General features: G+C 59.6%; 11 protein-coding genes and 8 pseudogenes. 10 read left to right on the plus strand and 9 right to left on the minus strand.

All coding sequences use genetic code 11. The features are described from left to right. A partial coding sequence (locus C7G61_RS45710; protein WP_210205925.1) for a DUF6788 family protein occupies nt 1-307 on the minus strand: 307 nt, incomplete at its 3' end. Nucleotides 308-352: 45 nt separating this feature from the next. Here C7G61_RS45710 and C7G61_RS40990 point away from each other — a divergent pair. Together C7G61_RS40990 and C7G61_RS40995 are read left to right on the plus strand one after the other, a co-directional pair. After that, nucleotides 353-1,084, plus strand: a complete 732-nt coding sequence (locus C7G61_RS40990) for a hypothetical protein (protein WP_145963798.1) — start codon at nt 353-355, stop codon at nt 1,082-1,084. Between the two features lie 39 nt (nt 1,085-1,123). Beyond that, nucleotides 1,124-1,303 (plus strand): annotated as a pseudogene (locus tag C7G61_RS40995) (IS66 family transposase); the annotation flags it as partial. A gap of 172 nt (nt 1,304-1,475) precedes the next feature. Here C7G61_RS40995 and C7G61_RS41000 read toward each other — a convergent pair. Together C7G61_RS41000 and C7G61_RS41005 are read right to left on the minus strand one after the other, a co-directional pair. After that, nucleotides 1,476-2,057, minus strand: coding sequence for a VirC2 family conjugal transfer protein (locus C7G61_RS41000; protein WP_244608736.1), 582 nt, complete (start codon nt 2,055-2,057; stop codon nt 1,476-1,478). A 1-nt stretch (nt 2,058) separates the two neighbouring features. Further along, a complete protein-coding gene (locus tag C7G61_RS41005) occupies nt 2,059-2,754 on the minus strand; it encodes a conjugal transfer ATPase VirC1 (protein WP_108523218.1) in 696 nt (231 codons plus the stop codon). A gap of 250 nt (nt 2,755-3,004) precedes the next feature. Here C7G61_RS41005 and virD1 point away from each other — a divergent pair, with 250 nt between their 5' ends. Continuing rightward, nucleotides 3,005-3,511: a T-DNA border endonuclease subunit VirD1 gene (gene virD1 / locus C7G61_RS41010; RefSeq protein WP_108523219.1), complete on the plus strand. Its 507-nt coding sequence runs from the start codon at nt 3,005-3,007 to the stop codon at nt 3,509-3,511. Then, nucleotides 3,487-4,917, plus strand: coding sequence for a relaxase/mobilization nuclease domain-containing protein (locus C7G61_RS41015; protein WP_108523220.1), 1,431 nt, complete (start codon nt 3,487-3,489; stop codon nt 4,915-4,917). The genes virD1 and C7G61_RS41015 overlap by 25 nt, the downstream gene beginning before the upstream one ends. Nucleotides 4,918-5,569: 652 nt before the next feature. Here C7G61_RS41015 and C7G61_RS41020 read toward each other — a convergent pair. Next, nucleotides 5,570-6,001, minus strand: coding sequence for a transposase (locus C7G61_RS41020; RefSeq protein WP_108523221.1), 432 nt, complete (start codon nt 5,999-6,001; stop codon nt 5,570-5,572). Here C7G61_RS41020 and C7G61_RS41025 point away from each other — a divergent pair. Beyond that, a pseudogene (locus C7G61_RS41025) lies at nt 6,002-6,481 on the plus strand (transposase); the annotation flags it as partial. It lies immediately after the preceding gene. Here the strand turns inward: C7G61_RS41025 and C7G61_RS46670 are convergent. The 5 genes and pseudogenes from C7G61_RS46670 to C7G61_RS41045 form a co-directional block, all read right to left on the minus strand. Next, nucleotides 6,477-6,731, minus strand: a pseudogene (locus C7G61_RS46670) (integrase); the annotation flags it as partial. The pseudogenes C7G61_RS41025 and C7G61_RS46670 sit on opposite strands and share 5 nt — an antisense overlap. Before the next feature lie 2 nt (nt 6,732-6,733). Then, on the minus strand, nt 6,734-7,120 hold the full coding sequence (locus tag C7G61_RS41030; RefSeq protein WP_108523223.1) for a type II toxin-antitoxin system VapC family toxin: 387 nt from the start codon (nt 7,118-7,120) through the stop codon (nt 6,734-6,736). Further along, nucleotides 7,120-7,374, minus strand: a complete 255-nt coding sequence (locus C7G61_RS41035; protein ID WP_108523224.1) for a type II toxin-antitoxin system VapB family antitoxin — start codon at nt 7,372-7,374, stop codon at nt 7,120-7,122. Before C7G61_RS41035 ends, C7G61_RS41030 begins: the two co-directional genes overlap by 1 nt. A 216-nt stretch (nt 7,375-7,590) precedes the next feature. Continuing rightward, a pseudogene (locus tag C7G61_RS41040) lies at nt 7,591-7,773 on the minus strand (PIN domain-containing protein); the annotation flags it as partial. A 71-nt stretch (nt 7,774-7,844) separates the two neighbouring features. Next, nucleotides 7,845-8,120 (minus strand): annotated as a pseudogene (locus C7G61_RS41045) (transposase); the annotation flags it as partial. Here C7G61_RS41045 and C7G61_RS46675 point away from each other — a divergent pair. From C7G61_RS46675 to C7G61_RS41070, 5 genes and pseudogenes are all read left to right on the plus strand, one after another. Further along, a pseudogene (locus C7G61_RS46675) lies at nt 8,121-8,356 on the plus strand (DUF6088 family protein); the annotation flags it as partial. Then, nucleotides 8,349-8,666: a nucleotidyl transferase AbiEii/AbiGii toxin family protein gene (locus C7G61_RS41055; protein ID WP_420836841.1), complete on the plus strand. Its 318-nt coding sequence runs from the start codon at nt 8,349-8,351 to the stop codon at nt 8,664-8,666. The pseudogene C7G61_RS46675 and the gene C7G61_RS41055, both read left to right, overlap by 8 nt. Before the next feature lie 15 nt (nt 8,667-8,681). Further along, the gene (locus C7G61_RS41060; protein ID WP_108523225.1) at nt 8,682-8,918 is read left to right on the plus strand and encodes a hypothetical protein; all 237 of its coding nucleotides are present in this window, start codon (nt 8,682-8,684) and stop codon (nt 8,916-8,918) included. Between the two features lie 391 nt (nt 8,919-9,309). Beyond that, nucleotides 9,310-10,170 (plus strand): annotated as a pseudogene (locus tag C7G61_RS41065) (IS5 family transposase); the annotation flags it as partial. 68 nt (nt 10,171-10,238) lie between these two features. Continuing rightward, nucleotides 10,239-10,940: pseudogene (locus tag C7G61_RS41070) on the plus strand (IS110 family RNA-guided transposase); the annotation flags it as partial. Between the last annotated feature and the right edge of the window lie 126 nt (nt 10,941-11,066).

Here is an 11,066-nt window from a genome sequence, read left to right on the forward strand (position 1 = left end):
ACGCTTTGATGTATCGCGGCGCCGCCTGGTGCAACAGATCCTGCAGAGCGCGCCCGTTGTCCAGGCTACGCTGAACCTCCGGCACAAGCTCTTCCGGCACGTAGACCGCAACGCGACGCTCATTCGCACGACTGTAGAGCACATAACTTTGATGCTGTTCGCCAGACCGGCACGCCGGGCAATTCTTGCGGATGCACCGGCTACGACGCAGGCTCAGCGAACCCAGAAGCGCAGGCCAAAGACTCGTCGATTCGCTTCGCAGCCAGCGCGCGACATCCGAAGACGATTCCGAATCAACATGATTCATATATAAAATGTGATACCATGCACATGTACGTCGCAACAAAAAAACGTGCTCGAAAATCGCGAGATAACCCTTATTTTAAAGGGCGAAATGTCTTTCGCGACAGAAACTAGTCTCGATGCCTACCGGGCTTTTGTAGACGAGATTGTCGGTTGGCGGAACGCTAACCTCGCCAAGCGGATCGCGCTCGAGAAGGGAGCGCTGCCGCCGCTGCCGAAAGGCCGCACGACCGACTTCGAGGAGAAGGTGATCCCGGTGACGTCGTTAGGTGGCTCCATCCTGCGGCGCGTGTTCTACACAGTGCCTTCAAGACTGATTGGCCATTGCCTGCGTGTGCGTATCTTCGACGACCGGCTCGAATGCTTCCTCGGCGTCACGCCGGTCGTGACGCTGCGGCGCGCTCGGCCTGTATCGGAGAGCCAGGGCGGGCATGTCGTCGATTACCGGCACGTCATCCATGCTCTGCGCCGCAAGCCGATGGCGCTCGTCAACCTCGTTTATCGCGACCAGCTCTTCCCGCGCGCGGCTTACAAACGTCTGTTCGAGACCATGCGGGAACATGGTGATGACCGGCGCGCCTGTAAGGTGACGGTCGAGCTTCTGGCGCTGGCCCACGAGCGAGCGTACGAAGCCGAGCTCGCCAAGGCGATCACGATCGACCTCGATGCCGGACAGTTACCCGATCTTGCGGCATTGCGCGATCGCTTCCGACCCGAGACGGCTTCGATTCCGAGTGTTGCCGTCAAGCTGGCGCGCGGATCGCACCCGCCGTCGCATTGAGCGACACATGGCGGAAGCGCGTTGCCTGCCAGCAAGACGGCGAGCGAGGATACGCTTGCCGCGCAGGCCGCAGCGGCGAAGACGTAGAACGTCCGCCCCTTCATGCGCAAGCGGCCGGTGCGCAAACCATGGTCGGATGACATCGGACGCAAGCTCGTCGTCATTGAGGCTCGAACGACCTGCGCCTGCTGCCGTGGATCGCGGCTGGCAAAGATCGGTGCGGTGAGGGACCACCTACGGCATCGCAATCCGCGTCCTTCACGGACGACGGATGGATCCAGCGGAAGCCTGGCTGCGTTCACGCTTGCCCCATCAACGAAGCGCCGCACCGGGTTGGTTCAGCAAGAGCCTCAACAGAGAAGCACCCCAACTACCGCTAGCCACGCGCCGATCAGCGGTGCTGACGGATGCCTTTCCTTTCGTTCTCGAAGAACATGCCGAGCGCGGCGCTCGCCAGTTTACGACCGAAGGCACGCGCACTTTCCAGCCCTAAGGGATCAAAATGCGCGAGAGCGATCTCAACCACCCGTCGGGGCATCATTCGCGATGTTAGAACGAGCGACAGGGGCTCCTCAACAGGATAAGGAGCCACGGGTTTGGTCAATGAGGCGCTTAACAGCATCACCTGGTAATCGTCTAACGCGCGCCGCAAAATCATCTGCAGAGCTTTCGCCGGGCGATACTGCCCACACAGGCTGTCAAACCCCGGAGAGAAACCGGGAGCGGGAAGCGCTGCTGACAGAAACACCTGTAGTTTGGGATCTGGCTCGGCGCGCTGATTCGAAAGGATAGTTGTCCTTTCCTCGGAGAACGCGGAGGCAGGGACCTTTGCGTTCACTATTGGCGGGGCAATCTGCTCAAGCGGCGTCATCCCTGCTGAGAGAGATGAGATGGTCGTACTACTCCGCTTTTCCAAACTCGGGGAAGCGAGACGTGCTGCCTGCAGCGAACTGGTCAGCTTGCGGAAAACCACATCAATCCTCCAATGCCTTCTCGACGAAGGCTCCGATGATGGACAGCTCGTCCATTGCGCGCCGGGTGTTATGCAACATAAGCCGCATTGCGGGAGTGCGTGACATATTCTGCGCCGTAATGTGCAGCATACCACGTTCTTTCATAGCAGCGAAGGCATCACGCTCATACATCGGCGTGTCGAACATCGGCAGGAGAGCCAGCATGGCTTGCGTGGCCTGTTGAGAGACGGTCAGCCTGCATGTAGGCACTCGCTGGCCAAGAATCGCGGTTTTGATTTGAAGTCCCTCTTCTAGTAGAAGCTCGATAACGTATCGGTAAGTCGCAAGTGCTTCGTCGAAATCTAGAGGTGTCAGCATGGTAGGCACCAGAATGAAATCGGAGCTGGCGATAATACTATCATTGAGTTCGCTCAAGCCGCCGCGAGTGTCGGCAAGCGCATAGTGGAAGCCGTTACCTTCCGCGTGTGCATATGCATTCTCCAGCAGGGGCAACTGATCCGCAACGAATACTTCGCACCCAGGATCCCAAGCGCCGTTACGCAGGGCATTTTCTTTCCATTTAGTAAGCGGGCGGTTTTCGTCAGCTTCGAAAAGAGCGACCTTATGCTTTTTGTCTGCGAATGACGAGCACAGACCCATTAAGGCTGTGGTTTTACCGGCCCCTCCTTTGAATGAGCAGCAAGTGACTAGCTTCATATCCGATGGTCCCCGTGCTCAAACAGGTTTGATACGACATGTGACGTGAAGGTTTGGCAGCCGGGCCACGTCAGTTCAAAACGATCTGATCCTAATCAGAGGTCGAGCGGCGTCAACATAACCCACCATCGAGCACGCCACGATATGCTTAGCTACAACAGCAACCGGTCTTTGGTGCAATTCGGGACCGACAGTATTATATTTGGCGTTTCTCACCGTATGGCGACCCTAGATATGATGGAGGTGCAACGTGTCGCACTCGATTGACGACGCGCCGTCAAGTAAAAGGGGAAGTGCTGCTATCACCGCCCAAAGCGGCTATAGAATAATCAGCGTCCGCTTACGCGCGGCAGAATTCGATACGTTCTCGCAGCAGTTGCGTGTGCTCGGGATGACCAACAGTCTGGCACTGCGAATTGCGGTCCGCAGGATCGCCGGATTTATTGAAATTGGCGCCGAGACTCGGAATGATCTTCGGGCGATCACCAGTCACATCGGCAACATTGCCCAAACACTCAGAGAATTGAGCCGAGTTGCTAACCGTGACGCCACCTTCGATATTGAAAGGTTTGAGAGGCATAGGCAGCACTTTGGTCAGGAATTTTCCGCGCTCGACGCCCTACTCCGCACAATATTGAACGTATCGCGACGGCGAGAGGACGGCCGTAGGCGATTACAGGAGGTCATGCAGGGGGAGAGCGCTCTTGAAAACGACGTCATTGGACACCCAAAATGCCTCATCCTCAAGCAATCGTAAGAATTGTGCCACGAGGCGGCGCTCGGACCGCCCGGCAAATTCGAGATCAGCTGAAATACCTTTCCCGCAACGGAGCCGTTGATCTCCAACGTTCCGAACGTCATCAAGGCGTTGTTCTGCCGTATGACCGACTCGACGAGGTCGCCCAAAGTTGGGCCGAGCAGACTGGTAACTATCAAGCCGGTCAGTCGGCCGCAGAAAGCAACCAGGACCTAACGACTCATATCATCGTCAGCTTCCCGCCCGGTACCGATACCAGCCGTGCGCATGCTGCCGGCCGTGCTTGGACCGAAACGATGTTCGGTTCAGGTTACAATGGTGGTTCATTCGACTACTTCACGGCGTTCCACGTCGATCGGCAGCATCCACACTTGCATGTAGTCGTCAATCGACGGGCACTGGAAGGCCACTGGCTGAAGATCGCGCGCCGCCATCCTCATCAGAACTACGACAATATGCGCGCCGTATTGGTTGATGCAGCCTATGATCATGGCATTGAATTGGATGCCACACGGCGTGCTGACCGAGGCATTATGGAGCGTCCGATTACTTATGCGGAATTCCGACGCAGGCGGAGGGTTAGAGAAGCCGTCGCAATTCGGCCGGAACCTGAAGCCGATATTCCTGTTAGTTCCAGAGGTCACCCCGGACCGGCAAACCTTGAACGCGACGGCAGGATACGAATGGCCGAAACTCTTCAAGCAGCACGGAGTCCCGCAGTTGGCCCGGCAATCCAACCGTCCAGAAGCACTGCGGAAATGGTCGACCGCGCGAATATGGCTGGCATTATTAGGGCTATCGAAGCACAAGGCACGAACCCCGGTCCATCAGATGTAGGTGATTGTGAGCTCCAGCACGAAACTCGGCGGCGCCGCGGCCGCGAGCTCGAAGGCGACGATGTCCAGCCTACTTCGCTCGAGCGCCCGCGGCAGCGCCGCCGTTTCGCACTGTCCATCATCGAAACTCGCGCCCAGCGAGCGGCCCGTGAACAGCGCGAATCCGAAGAACGCGCGAGGCCGGAGCCTGCACCCGATATTCCCGTTAGTGTCAGAAGCCACCCCGAACCGCCGCACCTTGAACGCGACGGCAGGATACGAATGGCCGAATCCCTTCAGTCAGCACGAGATCCCGCAATCGGCCGGGCAATCCAAACGTCCAGAAGCACTGCGGAAATAGTTGACCGCGCGAATACTGGTGGCATTGTTATGACAATCGAAGCACAAGACACCGACCCCGGTCCATCAGATGTTGGCGGTTTTGAGCTCCAGAGCGAAACTCGGCGGCGCCGCAGCCGCGAGCTCGAAGGCGACGACGTCCAGCCTACTTCGCTCGAGCGCCCGCGGCAGCGCCGCCGTTTCGCACGATCCATCATCGAAACTCGCGCCCAGCGAGCGGCCCGTGAATAGCGCGAATCCGAAGAACGCGCGAGGCGACATCGCCGCCGCGAGCCTGAACCTGACGATCTCGATCCCAATGAACCACTGCGACTTCGCAGCGGACGTGTGATCGTGCGATCGCACGATGACGAGCGGGGAGGATCTTGGTGAGGATTGTGCCGCGTGAACGTTGCTTCACGTATTACTCTCTTCGATGGGCTGCACTGCAGGGGTACGATGACTCCTTGGCGCCTCGAAGTGAACCGCTAGGCCCGCAGGGACGCGATTCGGAGGGGCGAAGGGCGCGGAGAAGGCACAACTTCGCTAGGAGTGTGTGCTGTGACCGGCCTCCTCGAAGCCACACGATGGAGAGACGTGGTGGACTGAAGTGCGGCGAGTGCATCGACAGCAAGTGGATGCGTCGGAGCGAACGCTCCCGCGATGGCTATATCTCCTGAGAGGAGTATGATCGCAACCGGACGATCACTTCCGGCAATGCGAGCATGAAGGGAGCGATGGTGGCGGGCGCGGTGCGCAATGGCGGTGGACTTCTCGTCGGCTTACAGCGCTGCGGACGCAAGTTCAAGGTCCACCACCATTCGAGGCGTGATGCACGCTATGTCTGCGCTAGGAGCCTGTCCAGTTAGCATCGGGAAGCCGGTTTTATCCGAATGATAGCGGCTCATGCGGCCCTCGCCAGCTTGACGAGGTTGTGAGCGGTGCAGATGAGCGCCCATTCTGCGCTGACCTTTTCGATGCCGCGCAGCAGGAATTGCCTGAACCCTCTTGCCTGTTTGATCTGTCCGAAGACGGCTTCGACGATCTGCTTGCGCAAGCGGTAGCGACTTCGGTAGCCGGCGCGCTTGAGCTTGGTGCTCATCCTGGCGATCAGCGAGCCGGGTCTTGAAGCCTTTTTCGCGGTGGCGGATTTGGTGCCGTGCTTCTGCCTTCCGGTGGCGATGTAGCCCTCAATGCGCCGCCGTTTGATCGTGCGAAGATTGGCGGCGGAGCAGTAGCCGGCGTCGGCCGATACTTCGTCGGGATTGGTCCCCGAGGGTGTCAGAAAGAATGTGTAAGCAGGTTTCTGTGAGTTTACCTTACCAAGGAGACTCACATGACGACCGACACGACGATTACACCTGAACTACTGGATCAACTGCTTGCTAACTATGAGAAGCCTGAAGACCTCACAGGTGCGGATGGGCTTTTCAAGCAGCTGAAGAAGGCGCTGATTGAGCGGGCGCTTGGTGCGGAGTTGAGCGATCATCTTGGCTACGAGAAGGGGGACCCTGCCGGCCGCGGCAGCGGCAATAGCCGTAACGGGACCAGCGCGAAGACGGTTCTGACCGAGGACGGCGAGATCGACATAGCTGTGCCACGCGACCGGGCCGGCAGCTTCGAGCCGCTATTGATCGCCAAGGGCCAGACCCGTTTCGACGGCTTCGACGACAAAATCCTGAGCCTCTACGCGCGCGGCATGACGGTGCGCGAGATCCGGGGGCATTTATCTGAACTTTATGGGGCCGAGGTCTCGCCGGATTTGATCAGCCGGGTGACCGACGCGGTTCTCGACGAAGTCCGGGAATGGCAAACCGCCCGACCGTTTGCGGGGACGGCGGCAGCACCTCGAGGCCCTGGCGTCGGCACCAGGCGGAAAAGTGCTTCCAGTCGGAGGTGTAGGCGCGCCGCGTGTTGGCTGAGCTCGCCGCCTCGACATAGTCGCGCGCGCGATCGGCGAGCCGTTCCAGATGCGCCGACAGGGCAGGGGAGGCGGCTTCGGCCCCCTCCCTCACGGCTTCCGAAGTGACGGGAAGGTTTTCGCTACTGGGAGGAAGTATGTTCATCTTCAGGCCGCCTTGATGTCGGTCTGCGAGAAGTCGTTGCCCTTGAACAGCAGGGGCTCTCCGGTGAGGGTGGCGAGAGCGTAAGAAAAGCAATCGCCAAAGTTCAGCTTGGCGGAATGCCGGCCTTTCCCATACCGCCGCCACGCCCGCCGCGCCTGATCGGCATGCCCGGCTGAGACTGGAACAATCTCCACGCCAACCTTATGCAGCCAGAGATCAAGCTCGGCGCCGCCGCCATCGCCCAGCTTTGATTCGATCCCTATTCCAGCTTCCAACACCGTCGCTGCCGAAATCAGCCGGACAGGGTCGGCCGCAATGCGATGCTCAAAGTCGCTGGCCTGCGGCTCATTCAAAAGAACTGCCAGAATGGCGGATGAGTCGATCACCATCAGATCGGCAAGCCGTTTTCATCGTACCCGATGATTTCATCCATACTGCGCGGGTCGAGGATCGGGAGGGCAGATAGGCGGCGCCGAATGGCTTCCATGTCCTCAAGCAGCTTCGCCTTGGTCACGTCGGCATTGACCCGCCGCAACCGATCCTCGAGAGCGCGCCTGGTCGCGACGGTGATCGTTTCTCCGGTGCGCTCGGCTAGCCTGCGTGCGAGTTTTTCCGTCTCAGGATCTTTGATACTCAGCGCCATGTTGGAGTTCCTTGGTGCCTATTTTTCAATATTCTACCTATATAACACCACCCGCCCGCGATTGCACGATACCCGGACTGCAAATCCTCATAATGCTGGCGCTTGGCTTGGCTCGTAGGCCCCTGACCGGGCTCTGGGGCTGAAAACGGGCATTTTTCCCGTTTTTTGACGCTGGGAGAGGGGAGGGGACTGATGCGTAGGCAGGATCTGTGCTGCTCATACCGACTCCTCCCAACAAGGATTGATCACCGTTGCGCCCGTATCCTCGAAATCCCCGACATTGCGGGTGACGAGGATGAGGTCGTGGACGATCGCAGTGGCGGCGATCAGCCCGTCGATATCGCCGCGGGGGCGGATCGCGGCGATGCGACCCCATTCGACGGAGATCTGGTCGGTCAACCGCGCGGACAACGACAAGGCCCCGCCAGGGGCTGGCGGGGCCTTGAGAGGCCAGATTGAGCTGGGACGGACTACGGTTGGCGTGACTGGTTTTCCATCGCGCGTCCGATATTGATGAGGTTGTCGGCGACGACGCCGAGGCCGACCCAGCGTTTCATTCCGATGCTGCCCTTGTAGCGGCAGCGATCGAGCCCGTGTCGCCGTTTGACGACGCTGATACGTCCCTCGCATCCGGTTCGCCATTTCTGACCGTTACGGAACCAGCGCTTTTTCTGCTCACGCTTGCGCTCGGCGCTCTTGGTCGAGCGATTGGGAATGCAGACGCGTTTGACGCCTCTGGCTTTCGCTACCTGACCGATGGTCCCTCCCGCCGTGTCGTGCTTGGCAAGCGGGTCGTTGATCTGCGTCACGCCTCGCCAAAACACCTGATCGCTCCGGGCAGCTTCGCCGGCACCGTCGTTCAGGCTCTGCGGCATCTCGGCCCCGTACGGGCAACCGATGTCGCACGCGTCGCCGGGCGCCGGCATGGATGCGACCGACACTCGTCTCCATCGCCACCATCTCCGGTGGGGCCGATGGATAAGGTCGCCCGTCTCGACGGCGCCGAGCGCGCGGCTCTGTTCGGTGAGACGGGCGCAGCGCGTGGGGTTGCCAACACCATCATCGAGAAGGACTTCTGGGTCTGCTGGACCTTGAAACGCCTCTTTGGGCTGCAGAAAGAAGACGCGCCCACCCTGGTCTTCAAGGGTGGGACCTCCTTGTCCAAGGCCTTCGGCGCGATCCGCCGCTTTTCCGAAGACATCGACCTGTCGTTCGACCGCGCCGATCTTGGCTACACCGGCGACCGCGATCCGGGAGGGGATGGGATCAGCAAAAAGCAGGCGGCAAGCTGATCGAGGATCTTGTCGGTGAGAAGAGAGATTGATCCTGGATGCATCGCGGTCCAGTGTGAGGCCGATACCGGCATTTCCCAATCCCTCAAGCCAGATCAGCCGGTCCCGAACCCGCTGCCTATCAAGGACGTCATTTGGTTCGATGCCACCAAGTCAACAATTATCATTCGACTAATTATCACGTACCCGTCCGAGCGATACTTTGAAGCGAAATACGGACAGATCGAAGAGATCGTTTCAGCAGGCTGCTGAAAAATGGGTCTTGAAGGGCGATTTTCCTGATGTGCGGGGCGAGGATGAGCCAACCGATGGGTGGTATAGAGCGCTGTACGCGCAGTTTTCGCTCATGTTTGACGCTCCAGACAGGCTCATCCCGTTGCTGCCAGCATCTTCGGAATACGAACGAGATTGCAGGATATCCATACCGACAGTCAGCTACAGATCGGGAACACCCGCAAGACGGCCGTCCTCGGACGAGCACTCCTTAGTCGTCCGTGAAGAATTCCCAAGCCGTTGATTTGGAATCCTGAAACGGCGTTTTGCCGTAACTGGATTTGCCGGAAAGCGGGGCTTTGGAGCGGGATTCCTTGCAAACTTGATTTGTGATTCACTCGCCCCAGAACCGGCATTGGCGAGGGATTCGATGCGGCCACGGGAACGGAGCGAGACGGGAGAGCAGGATCTTTTCCGCTCGCGGCTCGATCAGATCATCGACTTGAAGCATCCGCTGGTAACGCTGGGCCGCACGGTGGATTGGAGGTTCCTGGAGGAACGGTTCGGCGAGGTCTACACGGATGATCCCGGCCGCCCGCCGCTGCCGACGCGCTTGATGGCGGGGCTGGCGATCCTCAAGCACACCTACGACTTGTCCGACGAGGTGCTGTGCGAGCGGTGGGTCGAGAACCCCTATTACCAATACTTCTGCGGCGAGGAGTTCTTCCAGCACCGGCTGGTGTTCGACCGCTCGTCGCTGACGCGCTGGCGCAACCGGATGGGCGAGGAGCGGCTGGCTGCGCTGATCCAGGAGAGCCTGTCGGTCGCCACCAGGACCAAGGCGATCAAGCCGTCCGAACTGTCGCGGGTGATCGTCGACACCACGGTTCAGCCCAAAAACGTGACGTTCCCCACCGATGCAAAGCTTCTGAACCGGGCGCGCGAGAAGCTGGTGCGGCTGGCGCAGCGCGATGGGGTGGCTTTGCGCCAGTCCTATGCGCGGGTGGGCAAGTTCGCCCTGATCCAGCACCAGCGCTATGCCCACGCCAAGCAGTTCAAGCGCGCCAACCGGAAGCTCAAGACGCTGCGGACCTATCTGGGCCGCGTGATCCGCGACATCGCCCGCAAGATCGAGGGTAACAGCGGGCTCGAGGCGGCGTTCGCAAAGCTGCTGGCGCTGGCGCGGCGCGTGCGCGAGCAGCAGCAGCGTCAACGCGGGCCGAAGGTCTATTCCCTGCACGCGCCGGAGGTCGAGTGCATCGGCAAGGGTAAGGCCCATCGGCCTTACGAGTTAATGGCATGGACCACGCCCGCTCTCAGCGGCAACGTTAAGCCCCGGCAAGAGAAGGAGCACGAGCCATGTCCCATACGAACATTGTCACGATCGGTATCGACCTAGGCAAGAACACATTCCATGTGGTGGGATTCGATGCCACGGGTGCAATCATCCTACGCAAGAAGCGATCGAGAAATCAGCTTGAGCAGTCGCTGGCTAATGTTCCGGCCTGCCTGATCGGAATGGAGGCTTGTTCAGGAGCACACCACCTGGGGCGCAAGCTGGAGAAATTAGGCCATCAAGTACGGCTCTTGCCGGCACAGTATGTGAAGCCATACCTCAAGGGCCACAAGAATGACTTCCGTGATGCCGAAGCCATCGCAGAGGCGACGCAGCGCCCGACCATGCGCTTTGTCCCTTTGAAGTCGGCCGAGCAACTTGACTTGCAGGCACTGCACAGAGTTCGCAGTCGATTGGTGACGCAAAGAACCGCGGTCATCAATCAAATCCGAGGCTTTTTGCTTGAGCGAGGGCTGCCCGTCCGGCAGGGAGCGGCAGCGCTCCGACTGGCACTTCCTCAGATTCTCTCAGCGCCAAAGGACAACTTATCGCCTCGAGTGATCCAGCTCATTCAAGACTTGGCCGAGGACTGGCGCCATCTCGACCGACGGGTCGCGTCAATGACGAAAGAAATCGACGAACTCGCTGATCAAGATCCACACTGTCGCCGCCTAATGAGTGCGCCCGGCGTCGGGCCGATCATCTCAAGCGCGATGGTCGCCGCCAGAGCTGGTCCCGGTTGTCTGAACAGAGTTTCCGCGTCGATAGGTGGAGCCTCTGCCGGGGTTAGGCTGCCATGCGGAGTGGCAGCGGGGTGAAGTAGGCTTGATCCGGCGTGGTGCCGTCAAGAC

It is taken from the genome of Bradyrhizobium algeriense (assembly GCF_003062295.1).
In the GTDB taxonomy this organism is placed as follows: domain Bacteria; phylum Pseudomonadota; class Alphaproteobacteria; order Rhizobiales; family Xanthobacteraceae; genus Bradyrhizobium; species Bradyrhizobium algeriense.

What these genes read in the sequence shown, in the direction of transcription:
- C7G61_RS41005 (WP_108523218.1), bottom strand. Translation starts at nt 2,754, where the DNA reads ATGAAGCTAGTCACTTGCTGCTCATTCAAAGGAGGGGCCGGTAAAACC.
- C7G61_RS41015 (WP_108523220.1), top strand. Translation starts at nt 3,487, where the DNA reads ATGCCTCATCCTCAAGCAATCGTAAGAATTGTGCCACGAGGCGGCGCT.
- C7G61_RS41030 (WP_108523223.1), bottom strand. Translation starts at nt 7,120, where the DNA reads ATGGTGATCGACTCATCCGCCATTCTGGCAGTTCTTTTGAATGAGCCG.
- C7G61_RS41035 (WP_108523224.1), bottom strand. Translation starts at nt 7,374, where the DNA reads ATGGCGCTGAGTATCAAAGATCCTGAGACGGAAAAACTCGCACGCAGG.
- C7G61_RS41055 (WP_420836841.1), top strand. Translation starts at nt 8,349, where the DNA reads ATGGATAAGGTCGCCCGTCTCGACGGCGCCGAGCGCGCGGCTCTGTTC.